At 63.5% G+C, this 20,068-nt stretch carries 17 protein-coding genes; 9 read left to right on the top strand and 8 right to left on the bottom strand.

What is annotated here, in order from left to right; genetic code table 11:
* Window positions 1-27: 27 nt before the first annotated feature.
* The 5 genes from Q363_RS33465 to Q363_RS33445 all read right to left on the bottom strand — a co-directional run bounded on the left by Q363_RS33465 (window position 28) and on the right by Q363_RS33445 (window position 3,769).
* The gene (locus Q363_RS33465) at window positions 28-1,386 is read right to left on the bottom strand and encodes a S41 family peptidase (RefSeq protein WP_157468174.1); all 1,359 of its coding nucleotides are present in this window, start codon (window positions 1,384-1,386) and stop codon (window positions 28-30) included.
* A gap of 60 nt (window positions 1,387-1,446) precedes the next feature.
* Window positions 1,447-1,650 (bottom strand): hypothetical protein, encoded by a 204-nt coding sequence (locus Q363_RS33460; protein ID WP_035359227.1) that lies wholly within the window; start codon window positions 1,648-1,650, stop codon window positions 1,447-1,449.
* Window positions 1,651-1,733: 83 nt separating this feature from the next.
* Window positions 1,734-2,669 carry a catalase family peroxidase gene (locus Q363_RS33455; protein ID WP_035359225.1) on the bottom strand — a complete coding sequence of 312 codons (936 nt, stop codon included), beginning with the start codon at window positions 2,667-2,669 and terminating at the stop codon, window positions 1,734-1,736.
* Window positions 2,670-2,794: 125 nt separating this feature from the next.
* Window positions 2,795-3,178, bottom strand: coding sequence for an RNA-binding S4 domain-containing protein (locus tag Q363_RS33450; RefSeq protein WP_245632649.1), 384 nt, complete (start codon window positions 3,176-3,178; stop codon window positions 2,795-2,797).
* 51 nt (window positions 3,179-3,229) lie between these two features.
* A complete protein-coding gene (locus tag Q363_RS33445; RefSeq protein ID WP_035359222.1) occupies window positions 3,230-3,769 on the bottom strand; it encodes a PEP-CTERM sorting domain-containing protein in 540 nt (179 codons plus the stop codon).
* Window positions 3,770-4,188: 419 nt separating this feature from the next.
* Here Q363_RS33445 and Q363_RS33440 point away from each other — a divergent pair, with 419 nt between their 5' ends.
* The 3 genes from Q363_RS33440 to Q363_RS33430 are packed head-to-tail and all read left to right on the top strand — an operon-like array spanning window position 4,189 to window position 7,004.
* A complete protein-coding gene (locus Q363_RS33440) occupies window positions 4,189-5,358 on the top strand; it encodes a DNA polymerase III subunit (RefSeq protein ID WP_035359220.1) in 1,170 nt (389 codons plus the stop codon).
* The gene (locus Q363_RS33435; RefSeq protein ID WP_035359218.1) at window positions 5,355-6,386 is read left to right on the top strand and encodes an L-threonylcarbamoyladenylate synthase; all 1,032 of its coding nucleotides are present in this window, start codon (window positions 5,355-5,357) and stop codon (window positions 6,384-6,386) included. The genes Q363_RS33440 and Q363_RS33435 overlap by 4 nt, the downstream gene beginning before the upstream one ends.
* 15 nt (window positions 6,387-6,401) lie before the next feature.
* On the top strand, window positions 6,402-7,004 hold the full coding sequence (locus Q363_RS33430) for a class IV adenylate cyclase (protein WP_035359216.1): 603 nt from the start codon (window positions 6,402-6,404) through the stop codon (window positions 7,002-7,004).
* Between the two features lie 27 nt (window positions 7,005-7,031).
* On the opposite strand, the gene Q363_RS33425 is transcribed toward Q363_RS33430, so the two are convergent.
* Window positions 7,032-7,487 carry a DUF4760 domain-containing protein gene (locus Q363_RS33425; protein ID WP_157468171.1) on the bottom strand — a complete coding sequence of 152 codons (456 nt, stop codon included), beginning with the start codon at window positions 7,485-7,487 and terminating at the stop codon, window positions 7,032-7,034.
* 114 nt (window positions 7,488-7,601) lie between these two features.
* On the opposite strand from Q363_RS33425, the gene Q363_RS33420 reads away from it, so the two are divergent.
* On the top strand, window positions 7,602-7,931 hold the full coding sequence (locus Q363_RS33420) for an energy transducer TonB (protein WP_157468168.1): 330 nt from the start codon (window positions 7,602-7,604) through the stop codon (window positions 7,929-7,931).
* A gap of 37 nt (window positions 7,932-7,968) precedes the next feature.
* Here Q363_RS33420 and Q363_RS45165 read toward each other — a convergent pair whose 3' ends face one another.
* Window positions 7,969-8,268: a hypothetical protein gene (locus tag Q363_RS45165; RefSeq protein WP_035359210.1), complete on the bottom strand. Its 300-nt coding sequence runs from the start codon at window positions 8,266-8,268 to the stop codon at window positions 7,969-7,971.
* Here Q363_RS45165 and Q363_RS37270 point away from each other — a divergent pair.
* The gene (locus tag Q363_RS37270) at window positions 8,267-9,700 is read left to right on the top strand and encodes a methyl-accepting chemotaxis protein (protein WP_064742776.1); all 1,434 of its coding nucleotides are present in this window, start codon (window positions 8,267-8,269) and stop codon (window positions 9,698-9,700) included. The two genes, Q363_RS45165 and Q363_RS37270, sit on opposite strands and share 2 nt — an antisense overlap.
* A gap of 96 nt (window positions 9,701-9,796) precedes the next feature.
* Here the strand turns inward: Q363_RS37270 and Q363_RS33405 are convergent, their stop codons facing one another.
* The gene (locus Q363_RS33405) at window positions 9,797-10,879 is read right to left on the bottom strand and encodes an energy transducer TonB (protein WP_064742778.1); all 1,083 of its coding nucleotides are present in this window, start codon (window positions 10,877-10,879) and stop codon (window positions 9,797-9,799) included.
* A gap of 312 nt (window positions 10,880-11,191) precedes the next feature.
* Here Q363_RS33405 and ileS point away from each other — a divergent pair, with 312 nt between their 5' ends.
* The 4 genes from ileS to uvrA all read left to right on the top strand — a co-directional run bounded on the left by ileS (window position 11,192) and on the right by uvrA (window position 19,942).
* The gene (gene ileS / locus Q363_RS33400) at window positions 11,192-14,101 is read left to right on the top strand and encodes an isoleucine--tRNA ligase (RefSeq protein WP_051979699.1); all 2,910 of its coding nucleotides are present in this window, start codon (window positions 11,192-11,194) and stop codon (window positions 14,099-14,101) included.
* Between the two features lie 9 nt (window positions 14,102-14,110).
* Complete coding sequence (gene lspA / locus Q363_RS33395; protein WP_084081017.1) at window positions 14,111-14,680, top strand: signal peptidase II; 570 nt, start codon at window positions 14,111-14,113, stop codon at window positions 14,678-14,680.
* Window positions 14,681-14,830: 150 nt separating this feature from the next.
* Complete coding sequence (locus Q363_RS33390; protein WP_035359206.1) at window positions 14,831-16,654, top strand: mechanosensitive ion channel domain-containing protein; 1,824 nt, start codon at window positions 14,831-14,833, stop codon at window positions 16,652-16,654.
* 261 nt (window positions 16,655-16,915) lie between these two features.
* Window positions 16,916-19,942, top strand: a complete 3,027-nt coding sequence (uvrA, locus tag Q363_RS33380; RefSeq protein WP_245632648.1) for an excinuclease ABC subunit UvrA — start codon at window positions 16,916-16,918, stop codon at window positions 19,940-19,942.
* The last annotated feature ends 126 nt before the right edge of the window (window positions 19,943-20,068 follow it).

The following is a 20,068-nucleotide window of genomic DNA, read 5'->3' as shown; positions in this document are numbered from 1 at the left end:
ACCTATCCCGCGAGATCATCGCGCGTTCTATTTGCCCTCACCCTTCGCCCGGATCTTCTCAAGCGCCAGCTTCTGCGCCGTCTCCAGCGCATCCTTGGCGTCGACCTTCACATCCGGCTCCACTCCCATGCCCTCCCAGTTCGTCTTCATCACCGGGTCCAGAGACTTAGCAAACGGAACTCCCACATTGAAGTAGTCCGCCACCGTACGCCCCGACACCGGATGCGCACCTCCGCCCGTCGTCTCGCCCACAATCGTCGCCCGCTTCTGGTTCTTTAGATCGAACGCGAACTCCTCCGCGCCGGAGAACGTCTTCTTCGCCGTCAGCACATATACCGGCTGCTTCGTCAGCCGCTGCCCCGGCAGATACGCCAGTGTCCAGTTCTGTATCGTCTTGTCCTCTTTGCGGTTATAAATGTCGATCAGGTGCGTCGGCTTGTCGAACAGGTAGCTCGCAATCATCGTCACCATCACTGGCTGCCCTCCACCGTTCTCCCGCAGATCAAAGATCAGTGCATCCGTATGCGCAACAAACGCCATCGCAGCCACCACCGTAGGCCCGCAGTACGACGCATCCATAAACCCATCGAACCTGATATAGCCAATGTTGTTCGGCAGAATCTCGACCTTCTTGAACATACAGTTCATGCGATCCATCTGCGAATGAAACCGTGCATCCTCCTCCGGGCTTGGCGGCCCTTCTTTGCGCGGCGGCACCTTGAACGGGCTGAAGTTCACCCCCAGATGCTTGTCGTGACTCACCGCCCGCAGGTCCGTCGTCAGCCGCTCGGCAAACACATCGCCATCCGTAATCGAGTCGTACTCTCCCTTGTCCGCATGCATCTTCATCGCATCCACCATCTGCTTCGCCAGGTCCGCGTCGATGTACGACTCCGTCAGGTTTTCGCCCACGCCATCGATCACCCTCTTCCGCAGAGCAGCATCCAGCGTCACGTTCTCGATTACCACACCGGGCGGCAGCGCGCGCAGCGCCAGGGAATCCACCGTCGGCGGCTGGCCATCCTTCACCAGCAGATTTCCCAACGCTGTCGTTGGCCCGTTCTTCTCCTTCACCCGAAACCGTATGTGCAGCGGCTCGGTACTCTCAATCGACAGCAGGTCAAACCCACCCGTCTGTTGCCGGAAAGCCATCATCCCATCGACGGATTCCTTTGGGTAGATCGTCTTCACATAAGCTTCAACTTTGGCCCGATCCCCACTGTTAAACGCGTCCAGCCACGCCTGCAAAGTCCTGCCTGCCGGAGTGCCAGGCACCGCCGTCTGGCCAAAACCACAGATCGCCAGACACACCACCACTGTGAACAGCTTACTCAACCGGTTGAGGATCATGACCTGATAGACGGGCCTCTCGACATTAAGGCCCACCGTCCCCAAAACATTCTTTACTTTTCACGCTCGGACCCTATCTTCCCCTGAGCCGCGTCATCACCCTCCGATCCCGCTTCGTAGGCCGCTCGCTTCCCACGTCCTCTCATACACCGGGATCGCCTTCCGCGCCATGAGATCCTCGGCCAAGGCGACCTCCGCGACCGCCCCGCCAAGGCCATACGCTACGCCCTCTCCACCGGAGTCCTCGATGCCATGACCATCGGCGCCGAGTCCCGCAAAGAGCAGGACGACCTCACCCAAAAAATCGCCGCCGCCTGATCCACCCCTCTGCTCTCGCGAAAAGGCCGTCCAACAAAGGACGGCCTCTCTCTGCAGCGAACAAACTACTGCGCCGGAGCAGCCCGCCTCCGTCGTCCGCTGATCAGATAAACCGCAGCCCGCAACTCCAGCAGCGGATCGTCCGAGGGCTCAATCCCATCCAAGCGCGGAATCGGATCGAAGATGATGTGCTTCTGTTCACGAGCATCATCGTCCACCCCGCCCGTCAATGCAATCGTGCCGAATTCCACCACCTTGCGCCCCGCCGGCCAGTGGACCGTCGCATCATTCACATTGTCCCCATCCTCAGCCACCTGCACCGTGATCCGGAACTCGATCGGCCCCTTGGCAATCCGCTCCGCCAGCTCCTCGAACAGGTAGTTCGGCCCCTTGCTCGCAACCTCCGCCGGGTCCAGATGCTCCTCGCCCGCCTCAGGAACGATCGTGTACCGTCCAAACCGACTCACCCCGTCCATGTTCGTAAACTTCATCGCCGTCAGGCCAAAGTACTTTTCCTTGGCGAAGCTCGAAGGCATCGGAGTAATCGACTGCACAAACGCCAGCGCCTTCGGATGGCTTCCGACGAACTCCTGCACCTTCGCCGGATCGCTCTGCGTCACCCCGCTCAGGAATTCCAGAAACTCCTCCCCGTTGGTCGCCGGAAATCCATTCGCCGAGTGCGCCACGATGTCTGTGTGCACATGCTCAGCCAGATTGAACCGAATCGCAATACCACGCGGGTCCGCATTCGGCTCGTTGTCCGGAATCAACGGGATTCCAGTTGAGTTCGAGAACCTCACCGTCACTGGCGTCGAGGCCTGAGTCGCATGCTTCGCCCTCGTCAGCGAAGCCGCATCGACCGAAGGAGTAAATACACCCGCCAACAGAATGCCCTTGGCATGGGCTGGCCTGAACCCCGGATGCGGCCCAAAGATCGCCTCGAACTGCTTCAGAATCTCTTCGCTCAGCGCAATCAACTTCTCATCGTTCGGCAACGGCATCGTCAGTCTCCTTTCATCCCACCGAGCCTAACCCATACCACTCCGAAATGGAGCGAACAGCCGTCACCATCGCATGAATTTTCATCCGGCCTCAACCAGGCTCTCCCTCAAACAGCTCGGGAAGACTATCCCCGCCCGCGCAACCGCGTCATCACCCTCCGGTCCCGCTTCGTAGGCCGCCCACTCTCCCACGTCGACTCATACACCGGAATCGCCTTCTTCGCCTCCACCACCGCGGCCCGCGCCGCCTTGCTCTCCTCCGTCTCACGATAGAGCCCCTGGGCCACCGCCGCCGGCCCGCGCACATCGCTCAGACCCAGCACCTCCATCACAAACTCGCCGGAATCGTTCTTCACGCGCAGCATCTCTCCGGCATGCACCTCGCGCGCCGCCTTCGCCGGCTGCCAGGCCAGCTCTCCCCTTCTCCAGTCCACCCGCCCCAGCTCACACGCCTTCGACGCCAGCGCCCGAGTCTTGAAGAACCGCGCCGCCCAAAGCCACTTGTCCATCCGCACCGAATCCATACCTCATTGTCACGTCGATCGCTCGCACCCAGCAAATCACCTCCGCCAGCGCATAACCCCGGACGCGATACCCAACAGACCCGTGGCTAACAGAAGCAGCGACGAAGGCTCCGGCACCACATCCGACCGAACCGTGATCGTGACGCCACCCGGCAGCGTAATCGGTTTCAGCGTCGTCGTATTCGCAAACCTATTCGCCGATGGAACAACATGGCCCATCTCCTCTCCGAGGGCAGCAATGTTCTCCAGCCTCTCAGCGAATGCAAATCCGGGCCTTTCCGACGCGAACGTCAGAATCAGCAGATCATTCGGCGGAAGCTCCGATAGCGCAGCACTCCCCCGAAGCGGCGTCGTGCCCAGCGTTGCGTTCGGCAACATGTAGCTGCATGCGGCATGTTTCAGCGCCACCGAGCAGTTGCGCGCCGTCGAGATGCCTCCCTGTAACGCCGTCACCGACGGAGTGCCCGTCAAGTCATTGATCGCAACGCTCAATGGCACCGTATCAGCCGCAGCCGCGCCCGTGAAGACCAATGCAGTAAGCCCAAGACCTGCAAGATAACCTCTCTGGCATCTCATCGCTCCTCCTTCTATCCCGAGAACAAAGCAACAGGAATACAGCGACGTAATGAATGAGCCCGGACACCTTGCTGTCTTTCTTCCTCCCTTTGATGACAAATCAACCTCCCGCCGCCGCCAGAAATACGTTCGCCGGCCTAAATTCATCTCGGGTTCCTCCCGCTCAAAAAAACTTGTCAATACCCTCCAATCCTCCCTTGCGGCCGTCCAGCTTCCTAACTCTCTCACTCCAAAGCTCTTCCGTCTCACCCCGCACTCACGTCAAAAGTGCCGATCAATTTCGCTCCATCCACTAAAATAAGAAGAGTAGGAACAAGGGCCTCTCTACCCCTGGCAGCCGGCCTCAAGGGGAAGTACCGACCTAAGTTACATGATTCGAAGACTTTGCATAAAATAGTCCAGGGGAGGGGTACACCGAAATGAGCGCGCAGGCACCAGTCGCCGCCCCCTCCAGCTTCAATGACTTCCTCGGGAACACCGCCGCCGTCGAGCACCTCCGCGCCGCCGTCTCCGCCGGACGCCTGCCTCACGCCCTCATCCTCTCCGGCCCCGCCGGAGCCGGAAAATACACCCTCGCCCTCATGCTCACCATGGCCATCGAGTGCGAGCGCCAGCCTCGCGAGCTCCGGTCCCACGATCCCGCCACCGGATCCGGCGGTCAGTCCCTCGCCTCCTACTGCGGAGTCTGCCCGAACTGCACCCACATCGCCCAGGCCTTTCCACTCGACGAAGAGATCGACAAGGCCGTCGCCGCCCGCGAAGAGCTTCGTGAGACCGACAAGAAAGACACCCGCGTCCTCATCCAGCCCCACCCCGACGTCCTCATCCTCCCGCCCGACCCGCCCCAGCTCCTCATCAAGCTCGGCCAGGTCCGCTCCCTCATCCACTCTGCCAACTACCTCCCAGCCGAGGCCCCCAAAAAAGTCTTCATCATCACCGCCGCCAGCTTCATGAAAGAAGCCGCAAACTCTCTCCTCAAGGTCCTCGAGGAGCCGCCCGCCACCGTCCACATCATCCTCCTCGCCGAAAATCCCGGCGAGCTCCTGCCTACCATCCGCTCCCGCTGCGCCCTCGTGCGCCTCGGCGCCCTGCCCGTCGAGGAGATCGAGATGCTCCTCGCCGACCGCCGCCACGACGTGCCGCCCAAACAACGCACCCTCATCGCCCGCCTCGCCCAGGGAGCCGCAGGCAAGGCGATCTCCTTCGACCTCGCCGCCTACACCGCCGCCCGCGCCGACGCCCTCCTCTTCCTGCGCCAGGCCGTCGCCGAGCCCGACCACACCGCCCTCTTCAAGATGACCGAGACCTACCGCGCCGGAGCCGAGGGACAGCAGAAGACCGCCGATCTCCTCCGCACCCTCACCCTCCTCCTCGAAGACCTTCTGCTCCTCCAGTCCGGAACCCCCGAGCTGATCCGGAACACCGACCTCCGCGCCGACCTCGACCGCATTGCACAGTCCGTCTCCTTCCAGTGGATCGAGCTGGCCTCACGCTCGCTCGACCAGGTCTGGAGCGGAATGAGACGCAACCTCCTCCGCTCCCTCTCGCTCGACGCCTTCGCCGGCCAGCTCGCAACCTCTGCAAGATGAGCGCGCGCAAACTCCAGACCGAGCACCTCGACGCAGGCGACCCGAAGGCCATCACCCGCGCCGCAGACATCCTTCGCTCCGGCGGAACCGTCGCCTTCCCCACCGAGACCGTCTACGGCCTCGGAGCCAACGCCCTCGCCCCCGAGGCCGTCGCCCGCATCTTCGCCGCCAAAGACCGGCCCTCCTGGGACCCGCTCATCGTCCACATCAGCGACCGCGCCATGCTCGACCTCGTCGCCGAGATCAGCCCCGAAGCCAGCCCGCGCGTCGAAGCCCTTATCGCCAGTTTCTGGCCCGGCCCCCTCACTCTGCTCCTTCCGCGCACCGCCAGCATCCCCGACACCGTCACCGCATCACGCGCGCTGGTCGGCGTCCGCATGCCCGCGCACCCCGTCGCCGCCGCGCTCATCCGCGAGGCCGGCGTTCCCATCGCCGCCCCCAGCGCTAATCGCTTCGGCCGCACCAGCCCCACCACCGCCGCCCACGTCCTCCACGACCTCGACCGCCGCATCGACGCCATCCTCGACGGCGGCCCCACCAGCGTCGGCGTCGAGTCCACCGTCCTCGACCCCACTCGCACCCCGATGCTCATCTACCGCCCCGGCGCCATTACGGCCGAGATGATCGAGCCCGTCGCCGGCCCCGCCGTCCTCTACCACTTCGCCCCCTCTGCCGAGACGCCACAATCGCTCCCGTCCCCCGGCGTCGGCATCCGCCACTACGCCCCCCGCGCCCGCCTCATCCTCACCGCCAGTCCGGCCGAGCTCACCGCGACCGCAAGCACACTCACCGCAAAGGGCAGGCGCATCGGCGTCATGCTTCCCACTGGCTGGACCGCCCCGCCCGACGCCGCCACCTTCGCCTGGGGCGACTGGCACTCCCCCGAGACACTCGCGCAAAACCTCTTCGCCGGGCTTCGCGCCCTCGACGCCGGCAACGTGACCGCCATCCTCTGCCCTCTGCCCGAGGCCACCGGCGTCGGCCTCGCCATCCGCGACCGTCTGCAGAAAGCAGCGCGCCCGAAGTAGCCGTATACTCAGCCCATGTCGAAGCCCGAGATCGAAACAAAGCTCCCCGTCCCTGACCAACCCGCCTTGGAAGCCCGTCTCCGCGAGCTCGGCTTCCGCATCGACACCCCCCGCACCTTCGAGCACAACACCCTCTACGACACGCCCTCCCGCGACCTCCGCGCCCGCACCGAGATCCTCCGCATCCGCCGCTACGGCGACACCTGGACGCTCACCCACAAACGGCTCGACGACTCCGCCATCACCTCCGACCCCACGCGCTACAAGACCCGCATTGAGACTGAGACCACCGTCGCCGACGGCGAGGCCCTCGGCCACATCTTCGAGCACCTCGGCTACAAGCCCGCCTTCACCTACGAAAAGTACCGCACCGAGTGGTCACACCCCTCCGAGCCCTCCGCCCACGTCGTCCTCGACGAGACCCCCATCGGCACCTACGCCGAGCTCGAAGGATCCCCCGACTGGATCGACCGTACCGTTCCCCAGCTCGGAATCGACCCCCCCACCTGCCTCACCGACAGCTACGGCAAACTCTTCCTCGACTGGAAGCAGCGCACCGGAAGCCCCGCCGACAACCTCACCTTCGCCGAGATCGCCCCCGCCCTGGCCTCCCGTTGAACGATCGATTGAGGAGGGCTGGAGAGATCAGGTTGTGACTGCACCTGTAGGTTGCCGCGCGGCAGCCATCGCGGTGAGGCTCTTTTTCATGGTGGCAAGACGCTCGCGTCCTTGCTCCGATCCTTCGACCAGCCGTTCGATGCTCATCATCCACTCCGGAAGGTTCATCCTTTGTCGAAACTCGGCAAGATAGGGCTGAATCTTTGCATATTGGAAGTACAACTCAGCGCAAGTGTCATAGACCAGCGTGGCCTCGAGCGCTCCGTTGTGGACGAATGCCGACACCATGTCCCAATAACCGTAGACCTGCAGGACGAAGCTGCCGTGCTTTCCACCGGAGGTGACGATGTTAACAAGTTCGTCTGCTGAGGCTGGCAGGAACTCGCCGCCGACATAAGAGCGTGCCTCGCGCATGACCGGCTCGCGGCGCAGATCGTAGAGCTTGAGGATGAGTTCAGCCTGCCGAATGGAGAGTTCACTCATAGCCGTACCATCATATCGTCTGCTTGGCGCGCTGATGGGTCCGTTCGAACCGACGCCTAAAGCTTCCTCCACACCCCGCCGATACAGCCTCTGAATCCCCTTTGGAGGCACACTGTGGCAAGCCTTCGTCGTCAAGCGCTTCACCTTCTCCTTCTCGCTGCGCTCGGTATGGGCGCCGGCCTGGCCCATGCCGCCAGTGCACACCGCGCCGTCATCAGTAAGGTTCCACCGGTCTACCCGGAGCTCGCCCGCCACATGCACGTCAGTGGCACGGTCGTGGTGCACCTCACCGTCGCGCCGGACGGCTCCGTCTCTGACACGAAGGTCGAGTCCGGCCACGCTCTCCTGAGCCCCGCCGCCCAGGACGCCGTCAAGCGTTGGAAGTTCGAGCCCAGTTCCGAGACCTCGGACATGACCGTCGACGTCAACTTCGCCGGCAACTAAGCCGCTCTTTCAAACCGCAACCACAGCAACTCAATCCTCAGCGACGGGAAGACCTATGAAACTTGAATCGAAGCTCGGCCTCGCCACAGGCGCCCTCATCCTCGCGATGCTGCTCAGCGCCTTCACGGCAACCATGCGCATCCAGGAGGCCAATCGTCTGGCCTCCAGCGCAACCACGCAGCATATCCCCCTCAACGCCACCACGCGCGACCTGCGCATGCAGCTTGTCTACAGCATCCACGCGCTTGAGTCTTACATGCTCTTCGGCATCAACCCGGCCTCGGCAGCGTCCTACCGCCGCGCGCCAGGAGTACCTCACCCAGGCCGACCAGTCCATGGCCAACCTCCGCCAGTACGCCGAACAGTTCAACCTCGGCTACGACGCCACGCGCATCCGCGAGATCGACGCAAGCCTTGCCTCGCTGAAGGCCCTCGAAGAGAAGGTCGAGCAGCTCAACGAGTCCAAGACCTCGCAGGGCACCGCGCAGGCGTACGACACCTTTCAGAACCAGATTCTGCCCCTTGAGGAGTCACTCTTCGCTATGACCGGCGACCTCGGCGACTCGCAGATGACCCAGGCCAACCTCGAGATCGCGCAGCTCCAGCACGCGAACACCGCGACGCTCTGGACGCTCTGGATCGCGACCATCCTCGGAGCCATCATCGGCGGAGTCATCTCCTTCCTGCTCTCGCGCCGCATCACCCGCTCCATCGACCTCGTCGCCGAGCGCGCCGACGCCATCGCCGACGGCGACCTCACCGGCAACGAGCTCGACCACCTCTACGGCAGCGACCAGATCGGCACGCTCGCCAAGGCCATGCAGAAGATGCAGTCCAACCTCGCCGCCATCATCGGCACTGTCGTTGACACGGCCGGCTCGCTGACCGGCAGCGCTGCCTCCATGCGCTCCGCCTCCGACCAGATTCACAAGCGCATCGACCAGCAGAGCCAGCAGACCCAACAGGCCGCAACCGCTATGCAGGAGATGTCGGCCTCCATCGCCGAGGTCTCGCGCCACACGCAGTCCGCAGCTGAGACGGCACGCAGCGCAGCGCAGACGGCACGCGAGGGCGGAGACATCGTCAAGCAGGTGCTCGGCTCCATGCACTCCATCGCCATCGCCGTCAGCGAGACCTCCTCGACCGTCGGGCTGTTAGGAGAGGATTCGAAGCGGATCAGCCAGATCGTCACCGTCATCGACGAGATCGCCCGCAAGACCAACCTGCTCGCGCTCAATGCCGCCATCGAGGCCGCCCGCGCAGGCGATCACGGCCGAGGATTCGCCGTCGTCGCCGGCGAGGTCCGCCGACTGGCCGAGTCCACCGCGCAGGCCACCGGCGAGATCGCCACGATGATCCAGGAGATTCAGGACCGCACCCGCGTTGCCATCTCCTCCATGGAGAGCGGAACCGGAACCGTGCAGCAGGGCGTCGTCACCACCAACCAGGCCGGCGAGGCGCTTGAACGCATCATCGGCATGGCCGAGCGCGTCGACAAGATGATCACCCAGATCGCCATCGCCGCCTCGCAGCAGGCCGCCGCGGCCGATCAGTCCTCGGCCAGCCTCGACTCCATCCACTCGCTCAGCCACGAGAACCTGGTCGAGATGGCCACCACCGCCTCCGGCATCGAGTCGCTCCGCTCCACCGCGGTCGCGCTCGAGCAGCAGGTCGATCGCTTCAACCTGCAATCCACCCCAACCGTAAAGCTAACTCGTCCCAACGGTCCGCTCGCGCCCCACGGAAGCCACGCCCGCCAGGCCGCCTGAGCCAACTCAACCCAAATCAACCCAAACCAAAAGGGCCTGCACAAAAGCAGGCCCTTTGCCTTCTACTCCCTACTCCCTATCCCCTACTCCCTGCCTTTAGAAGATCTGGAAGTTCACCTCGATGTTCAGCTCCACCAGTACCGGCTTGCCATTCTCCATCGCAGGCTTGAAGCGATACTGCCGGACGGCCTCGACGGCCTTCTCATCCAGCCCCATGCCCACCCCGCGGACCACACGCACGTGGCTCGGATTCCCGTTCGTGTCGACCCACAGGTTCACCAGAACGTTGCCGGCGAACTTCGCCTTGCGGGCCTCTTCGGAGAACTCAGGCTCCACCGAGTAGAGAACCTGCGGGGCCGAGACGCCTCCGCCGATCCTCCTCGGTCCGCCGCCCATATTGCCGCCCGAGCCCGGCCCGATGCCCGAGCCGCTCCCCGAGCCAAGTCCCGTCCCGGAGCCGTTGCCCATCGAAACGCCGTTCAGCGGCGAGTTCGGCAGGCCGAAGTTTGGCAGGTTGCTCGCCATGTGAACGTCCTTCTGGACCTCCACCGTCGGCTCGATCTTGATCTTCGGCTCCTGTAGCGGAGGAGCCTTCGGAGGAACGATCTGCTGGTCAGCGAACTTCGGCGGCGAGCCCTTCGTCACCGGAGTCGGTCCGCGCTGTCCACCGCCACCGCCCATCTGCGCTGCCTTCATCGGAGCCATCGGAGGAATGTTCACGTCCGTCACCAGCGTCGTCTTCGCCGGAGCCGCAATCGGAATCTTCTTGATCAGCACATAGGCGATCAGCAGGATGATCAGGCCATGAATCAGCACCGCCATCGCGGTCGACTTCGGATCGCGCTTCACCTTCATCCGGTCGACCACCGCAATCGGCTTCGACTCGAGCTCCAGCGGCGGAAGCTTCTCCGGGAAGATGGCGTCCCGGATGTTGCTCATCAGCGAGGCGAAGATTCCCTCTTCCTCGACGATCAGGTCGTTGTCCGCGGGCCGCGACTCAAGCTTCAGCGGAGCCTGCTTTACAGGGTTGAAGACATCGCTCAGATTCGAGAACAGCGACGCCCACATCGACCCTTCGGTCTCTTCGTTCAGCTTCGGACCCGCGGAAGCAGGAGGAAGCGTCGCTGTCTCTTTGTTCGGATCGGTATCCGGTGGTGGTATCAACACAGTGTTCGCCATATGCAGCTTCCGCCTCGGCAGCGGCCCGGTCATTAAACCTTACCGCCGGCTTCCTTGGGAATCGCGCGTCTTCCGTCTCTTCCACCGGTCTCAGGCCGGCTTCCTACTGTTGTACCGCGAAAGGCAGGCATCTGGCTCCAGAAACATTCTACAAAGATTCCCGCCGCCACGCTCGTCTCTGTTGGACGCACGAAAACGTTATAAGGTCTCTTGACAAAGAATTTGCAACTTCCCGACCTTCCCGCGCCACCCCTCCACCCCGGCTACAATAGAACTTTGGCGAACCACCGACAAGCGAAATAGAAGGAACAGATGCCGGAAGTAACCGAGACCAAGCCGCAAACCACCCCCACCGAACCTCAGGCCAAGCCCCTGAAGTCGACCCTGAACCTGCCCCAGACCGCCTTCGCCATGAAGGCCAACCTCCCGGTCAACGAGCCCCTCCGCCTGGCCGCCTGGCAGCAACAGGACATTTACGCGCAGATTCGCACCGCCCGCACCGGCGCCCCCAAGTACATCCTCCACGACGGCCCGCCCTACGCCAACGGAGCCATCCACCTCGGCCACGCCCTCAACAAGTGCATCAAGGACTTCGTCGTCAAGACCAAGACCATGGCCGGCTTCGACGCCCCCTACGTCCCCGGCTGGGACTGCCACGGCCTCCCCATCGAGATTAAGGTCGACGAGCAGCTCGGCCGCAAGAAGCTCGAGATGGACCCCCTCGCCGTCCGCAAGGCCTGCCGCGAGTACGCCCAGAAGTACGTCGACCTGCAGCGCACCCAGTTCGAGCGCATCGGCGTCTTCGGCCGCTGGCAGAACCCCTACCTGACGATGTCGCTCCCCTACGAGGCCTCCATCGTCGAGACTTTCTACAACTTCTTCGAGAAGGGCTTTGTCTACAAGGGCCTCAAGCCTGTCTACTGGTGCATCCACGACAAGACTGCCCTCGCCGAGGCCGAGATCGAGTACGAGATGCACACCTCGCCCTCGATCTACGTCCGCTACAAGCTCACCAGCGACCCAGCGGCCATCGACCCCGCGCTAGCCGGACTCCCCGTCTACACCATCATCTGGACCACCACCCCCTGGACCCTGCCGGCCTCGCTCGCCGTCGCCTTCAACCCTGAGCTCGACTACGTCGCCCTCAAGAACACTGACGGCAACGTCTACATCGTCGCCGAGGCCCTCGCCGAAGCCACCCGTCAGGCCTGCAACCTTCCCGACGCCAGCGTCGTCGCCCGCTTCAAGGGCACGCACCTCGACCGCGTCACCTTCCAGCACCCCTTCCTGAATCAACCTGGAAATGCCCGTGAGATTCTCGGCGTCCTTGCCGACTACGTCACCACCGACCAGGGCACCGGAGCCGTCCACACAGCTCCCTCGCACGGAGCCGACGACTTCGCCACCGGAACCCGCTACGGCCTCTCCCAGCTCTGCGACGTCGACGCCGCCGGCCGCCTCCGCAACGGCCTGCCCGAGTACGACGGCGTCCAGATCTTCAAGGCCAACCCCGCCATCATCGAACTGGTCGCCGCCCGCGGCGCCCTCATGGGCCGCAGCAACATCGAGCACTCCTACCCGCACTGCTGGCGCTGCCACAACCCCGTCATCTTCCGCGCCACCGAGCAGTGGTTCATCTCCATGGAAACCCCGATGGCCGCGCCCGACGGAAGCCAGACCACCTTCCGCCAGCGAACGTTGGATGAAATAGCGAACGTCGTCTGGGACCCCTCCTGGGGGCAGGAGCGCATCTCGAACATGATCGCCACCCGCCCCGACTGGACCATCTCCCGCCAACGCATCTGGGGCGTCCCCATCGCAGTCTTCCTCTGCGAGAAGTGCCACACGCCGCTCAATGATCCCAAGATCAACAAGAGCATCGTCGAGCTCTTCCATCGCGAGGGCGCCGACGCCTGGTACTCCCACGACGTCTCCGCGCTGCTGCCCGCAGGCACCGCCTGCGCCTCCTGCGGCAGCCACGACTTCCGCAAGGAGATGGACATCCTCGACGTCTGGTTCGAGTCCGGAGCCAGCTGGCGCGCCGTCCTCGACGTCGAGCCCGAGCTGCACTGGCCCGCCGACCTCTACACCGAGGGCGGCGACCAGCACCGCGGCTGGTTCCACTCCTCCATCCTCACCTCCGTCGCGGTCCGCGGAAAGGCACCCTACCGCATGGTCGCGACCTCCGGCTGGACCCTCGACGAGCAGGGCCGCGCCTTCTCAAAATCACTCGGCAACGGCGTCGATCCCGTCGACATCGCCAAGCGCCTCGGCGGCGAGATCGTCCGCCTCTGGGTCGCCTCCGTCGACTTCCGCGAAGACGTAGCCGCCAGCGAAAACCTCATGCAGCGCGTCAGCGACAACTACCGCAAGCTGCGCAACACCTTCCGGTTCCTGCTCGGCAACCTGCACGACTTCACCCCCGCCGAGCACGCCGTCGCCTTCGCCCAGATGGAGCCGCTCGACCAGTACATCCTGGCGCGCACCGCTGAACTTGACTGCAAGATCCGCCAGGCCTACGACGACTTCGAGTTCCACCGCGCCTACCACGCCCTCAACGAGTACACCAACTCCGACCTGAGCGCGCTCTACCTCGACGTCCTCAAGGACCGCCTCTACACCTTCGCGCCCAACCACCCCGCGCGCCGCTCCGCCCAGACCGCCCTCTGGCGCATTGCTGAGGCTCTCACCCGCCTCGTCGCCCCCATCCTCAGCTTCACCGCCGACGAGGTCTGGCAATCGCTGCCCGCCGTCCCCAACCGCGAGCCCAGCGTCCACCTCGCCCTCTTCCCTGCCGTCGCCGAGATCGTCCCCGGCAACGTCAAGTCTCTCGAAGAAGACTGGCAGAAGCTCCTCGCCGTGCGCGACGAGGTCCTCATCTCCCTCGAAGCCGCCCGCCAGGCCAAGCTCATCGGCAAGGGCCTCGACGCCCACGTCCACATCGAGGCCACCGACCCCACCCTCTCGCTCCTTGAGCGCTACGACTCCAGCCTCAAGGAGCTCTTCAACGTCTCCCAGGTCACACTCGCCCACATCGAGCACCCTAACGGCGAGACCCGCGTCACCACCTCCGCCGCCGAGGGCGTCAAGTGCGAGCGCTGCTGGAACTACACCACCGACGTAGGCCAGAACGCCCGTTTCCCCACCGTCTGCCTCCGCTGCGCCGAGGCGCTCGACGCCATCGGGTATCCTCCTTACACCGCCTCATCCCCGACGGAGTAGCCACCAAGAATGGCCGAGCGTTACGAGTACCCGCCCACCGAGTTCGACCCCAAGCGCCGCTCCCGCACGCCCGGCCAGCGCCGCTACGTCTACTTCTTCGCCCTGCTCGCGCTCGCGGCCTTCGTCGCCATCGCCGACCACGCCTCGAAGAAGTTCATCGTCAACCATCTCCCCGTGGGCCGCTCCCACACCGTCATCCCCGGCATCCTCAGCATCACTCACGTCCTCAACACCGGCGCCGCCTTCAGCTTCCTCGCCGACACGGCCTCACCCGACATGGTCCGCAAGGGCCTCATCTTCTTCTCGGTCGCCGCCGTCCTCATCGTCGGCGTCATGCTGCTCCGCTCCTGCGATTGTTTCTCGAAGACCTGCATCGCGCTCGCACTCATCCTCGGCGGAGCCGTCGGCAACCTCTACGACCGCATCGTCTACCACTACGTCATCGACTTCATCGACGTCCACGTCGGCCCCTACCACTGGCCCGACTTCAACTTCGCCGACTCCGCCATCGTCATCGGAGCCTGCCTGTTGATCCTCGAAATCTTCCGTCCGCAAAAGGAAGCCGAGACGGGATCGTAGTTGCGTTTGAGCTCATCCCGCTGCCTGGAAAGAGTTCGTGACTGCTGCGCAATTCAAACTTTGAAGGCAGCAGCTTGCATCCACATAAAAGCTCCGCACTCGGCTCCCTAAGATCGAATTGAGTTTGAGTCTCTCCGACGAAAGGTGCGCATGAACCGGACTCGCAAGGTCTCCATCCTGGTTATGTTGATCGTGCTGGCGAGCGCGTCGGCCGGCGTCTTCTTCACTCGCGGAGTGATGGAATACCTTCCGTTTCTGCAGGCGAAGAAGGGCAACTGGACAGGAGACTACGTCGCCCGCGGAGTCGTTGACCAACGCCCGTGGCAGACTGCGGCAACTCTGGCCGCTCTCGCACAGTCCGCAGAGGAGAAGGAGCTTGCTCGAGAGGCCGAGCGCCTCGCCGATCACGAAGTCGATCAGGCATTCTCGCAATCGCTCCGGCAGGCCAGCCTCGAAAAGCCCAAGCTTAGTGGTAGAGCTCTAGAGTTGCAGCAACGGGTGAACCGGCTCCAGGAGACCATCAAAAGCGATCAGGATCGCATTGCATCTCTGAGCGCAGGCACAGCCTCCACCGAGTCATCTTCCAATGCGAGCGACCTTGAGATTGCAAAGGCGCAGCTCGGACTCGATCAAAACGAGCTCGCAGATTCCATCGAAGACCTCTCCCGCGTGACCGGAGATCAGCGCAGCAAGATCCAGCAGGAGTTGACGGCGCGACAGGCCGCGATGAAGAAGTACGAAAGTGATAACGCCTCCAGGGGCGAAGGGCAAAATGCTGTCGCCTCGGCAGAACAATATCGCACTATGGCAGAGGAGATCGCCGCGCTACGGTCGCTCCACAACCGGAGAGAGCTGATCGCCCAGGCCGAACAACTTGCCAAAGCCGATGTCGCCGCGCTGACAGACGATGAGACCAGGCTCCGTTCGGAGGCAGACAAGTTTGCCGCACAGGCCTCCGCAAGAACCACGCCGCTATCCAAATCCGAACGAATCGATCAGCTGCAGCAGATGGCAGTTCGGCAGAACATCCTCAGCATTCTCAATGACCGCCTTGATACGCAGCAACAGCTGGTCGCGCTGTACGGTCGGTGGGGAAGACAGGTTGAGATTCAGTACAGGATCGTTATTCATCTTCTCCTGCAGTCGCTGGCCATCATCGCTGTTATCTGCGTGTTGACGATACTCGTTGGCTGGGCCCTGCAGCAGGGTCTTGAGAGATTCATTCGCGAGCACCGGCAAAAGCAGACGCTCAAGACGGTCGTCAATCTTGGAACCCAAGTGGTCGGCTTTCTGCTCGTTCTGTTAGTGATCTTCGGCGTACCCCAACAGACGCCGACGATCCTCGGTCTGGCCACCGCGGGACTGACCCTCGTCTTCCAGGATTTCATCCTTGCATTCTGCGGCTGGTTCGTCCTCATGGGTCCCAACGGAATCAGGGTAAGGGACTGGGTCGAGATCGACGGTGTCGGAGGAGAGGTCGTCGAACTTGGAATCTTCCGCACCTGGCTGCTCGAAACCGGAAACTGGACCGCGCACGGTCACCCGACCGGCCGCAGAGTGTCGTTTCTCAACGGCTACGCCATTCGCGGAAAGTACTTCAACTTCTCCACCGTCGGGCAGTGGATGTGGGACGAAATTAAGATCAGCATTCCAACCGGAACGGGAATTCACCCGCTGGTCGAAAAGATCTACGAGGCCACCGTGAAGGCCACTGAGAATGACGCGAAGATGGCCGAGGCGGAGTGGAAGAGGGTGACCCACGAAGAAGGATCGCCTCAGTTCAGCGCCATGCCCTCGGTCAATCTGACGCCAGCCGGGGCGGGGATCGACATCGTCATCCGGTACATCACCCGTGCCAGCCTCAGGCTGGAGAAGCGGAACCGTCTCTTCGAAACGTTCGTCGATCTCATGCAGAGCAGTTCGAAAAAACCAGCAGAACTCCCGGCAACCGAACTGATTCAAAAGGAAAGCTGAAAGTCTTCCGGCCGCAACCCGACGAGAAGGCCTCCGCATAACCGATACAACCGCCATTCTTAGCGGAGCGAAGAATCTCAGTAGTTCGCCCGTAGCACCACCAACGCCTTCAGGACAAGATAAACCGGGTGCTGATCAATGATCCTTAGATGAAATACGCGTTCGTTAACAATCGAAATCCCTCTGTGGATTTCAAACTCACCGTTACCACTGATCAAATTCGCATTTCCCCGCCCCATGCCTGAAAATAGAAGTTTGGCCATGAGCAACCCGATGCCCGCCCCAAAGCCCGAGCACAGCCTGAACCAGATCACCATCCGCGGAGCCCGAACCCACAACCTCAAGGGCATCGACGTGGACATCCCGCACAACGCCCTCACCGTCGTCTCCGGCGTCTCGGGCTCGGGCAAATCCTCGCTCGCCTTCGACACCGTCTACGCCGAGGGCCAGCGCCGCTACGTCGAGTCGCTCTCCGCCTACGCCCGCCAGTTCCTCGAGCGCATCGAAAAACCCGACGTCGAGCACATCGACGGCCTAGCCCCTGCCATCGCCATCAAGCAGAAGAACCAGACGCGCAACCCGCGCTCCACCGTCGCCACCGCAACCGAGATCTACGACTACCTCCGCCTCCTCTACGCCCGCTGCGGCACCGTCACCTGCCTGCACTGCGGCGGGGTCGTCAAAACCGACACCGTCGACGAGATCGTCGCCAGCCTCTTCGCGCTGCCAGAAGGAACCCGCGTCTACGCCCTCTTCCCCATCCAACGCGCCGAGATCAGGCTCGAGCCCATGCAGCCCGCCGCCACCGAAAAGGCAACCACCCCCGAACCTGCGAAGGCCAAAAAGACCGTCGCAAAGAAATCCCTTAAGGTCACAAAGCCCGAACCCACCCTCGACCTCACCGACGCTCTCAAAGACCGCCTCACCGAACTCCGTCGCCGCGGCTACAACCGCCTCTTCCAGAACGGCAACATAGTCGAGTTTTCCACCCCCGAGTCCCTCCTCGAGCTCGACTTCTCCCAGCCCATCTTCGTCCTCGTCGACCGCCTCGCCCTCTCACCCGAGATCCGCTCCCGCCTCGTCGACGCCATCGAGACCGGCTACCGCGAGTCCGGCGAGATCCGCTTCCTCACCGTCCCCCGCGAGAGCGAAGGCGATCCCCGCGCCCTGCGCTTCTCTGCCGCCTTCGAGTGCACCACCTGCCACCGCGCCTACCGCGAGCCCGAGCCGCGCCTCTTCTCCTTCAACAACCCCTACGGAGCCTGCCCCCGCTGCCAGGGCTTCGGCAACACCATCGACTTCGACCCCAACCTCATCATCCCCGATAAGTCGAAGACCCTCGCCCAAGGCGCAGTCGCTCCCTGGACCACCACCAAGTACCGCCCGCATCACGGCGAGATGCTCCGCGCCGCAAAATCCGCCGACATCCCCACCGACGTCCCCTGGTACGATCTCACCCCCGAGCAGCAGCGCTTCATCGAAGTAGGAGCCCCCGGCTTCCCCGGCATCCGAGGCTTCTTCGCCGCGCTCGAACACAAGAAGTACAAGCTGCACGTCCGCGTCTTCCTCTCCAAGTACCGCGGCTACGCCAGCTGCCCCGACTGCCGCGGCCAGCGCCTCCGCGCCGAAGCCCGCGCGGTTTTAATCAACGACAAAAATATCTGCGAGGTCTCCGCCCTCACCGTCACCGCCGCCCGCGACTTCTTCGACTCCCTTCGCCTCACCCCATCGCAGGCCGAGATCGCCGGCAAGATCTTCGAAGAGGTCCGTCAGCGCATCCACTTCCTTGACCAGGTGGGCCTTGACTACCTTACCCTCGACCGCCTCTCCTCTACACTCTCCGGCGGCGAATCCCAGCGCATCCAGCTCGCCACCTCGCTAGGCTCCCGCCTCGTCGGCGCACTCTACGTGTTGGACGAGCCCTCCATCGGCCTGCACACCCGCGACACCGCCCGCCTCATCCGCATCATGGAAGAGCTGCGCGACCTCGGTAACACCATCCTCGTCGTCGAGCACGATCCCGATGTCATCCGCTCCGCCGACCACCTCCTCGACCTCGGCCCCGGCGCCGGCGAACTCGGCGGCCAGCTCCTCGCCTCCGGAACCGTCGCCGAAGTCACCGCCAACCCAAACTCCATCACCGGCAAATACCTCTCTGGCCGCGCCAGCATCGCCGTGCCCAAACACCGTCGCGAGCCCGGCCGCGAACATCTCAAGCTCACCGGCGCGCGCATCCACAACCTCCGCGGCGTCGACGTCGACATCCCCCTCAACATGCTCGTCTGCGTCACCGGAGTCTCCGGCTCCGGCAAATCCACCCTCGTCCACCAGGTCCTCTACCGCGCCCTCATCCAGGCGCTCGGGCAGGAGGGCACCGCCGACGGCGTCGACATCACCGGCCTCTACCGCGAGCTCTCCGGCGTCCAGCACCTCAATGAGGTCGTCCTCGTCGACCAGTCCCCCATCGGCCGCACCCCTCGCTCCAACCCCGTCACCTACATCAAGGCCTTCGACGACATCCGCGCCCTCTTCGCCGCGCAGCCCGACGCCAAGCGCCGCGGCCTCACCGCCGGCCACTTCTCCTTCAACGTCCCCGGCGGCCGCTGCGACGTCTGCGAAGGCGACGGCACCGTCACCGTCGAGATGCAGTTCCTCGCCGATGTCGAACTCCCCTGCGAAGAATGTAACGGCACGCGTTACAAACCCTCCATCCTCGAGATCCGCTACAAGGGCAAGAACATCTACGAAGTCCTCAACATGACGGTCAAAGAAGCCCTCGTCTACTTCGCCGGCCACCCCAAAATCGTCGACAAGCTCTACGTCCTCGAAGAGGTCGGCCTCGGCTACGTCCGTCTAGGCCAGTCCGCCACCACGCTCTCCGGCGGCGAAGCCCAGCGCGTCAAGCTCGCCTCGCACCTCGCCACCGCGCGCTCCAACACCTCGCGCAGCTCCAACGACACCGCCGCCAAGATCCGCTCGCGAACCCTCTACATCCTCGACGAGCCCACCACCGGCCTCCACTTCGACGACGTCGCCAAGCTCCTCGCCGCCTTCCGCAAGCTCATCGAAGGCGGTGGCTCGCTCCTCGTCATCGAGCACAACCTCGACGTCATCAAGTCCGCCGACTGGATCATCGACATGGGCCCCGAGGGCGGCTCGCGCGGCGGCCAGGTCGTCGCCACCGGAACGCCCGAAGAGATCGCAGCCAACCCCGCCTCCCACACCGGCCACTGGCTCGCTCCCGTCCTCAAACCCGCGGCAACGGAGCGGGAGCTAACAACGGCCTAGCGGTCTCGCAGAATATCTCGCACCTCTACCATAGCCACACTCGCCGGAGCAGCCCTCGCCCTCGCAGTCGTCTACTCACTCGTAGGCCACCACGAACCAACCCCGGAAGACGAGCCCCTCCAGTGA

Origin of the sequence: Edaphobacter aggregans DSM 19364, from assembly GCF_000745965.1 — a bacterium.
GTDB lineage: Bacteria > Acidobacteriota > Terriglobia > Terriglobales > Acidobacteriaceae > Edaphobacter > Edaphobacter aggregans.
The sequence above is the reverse complement of the archived record's forward strand: the minus strand, read 5'-3'. Positions and strand labels throughout refer to the sequence as shown.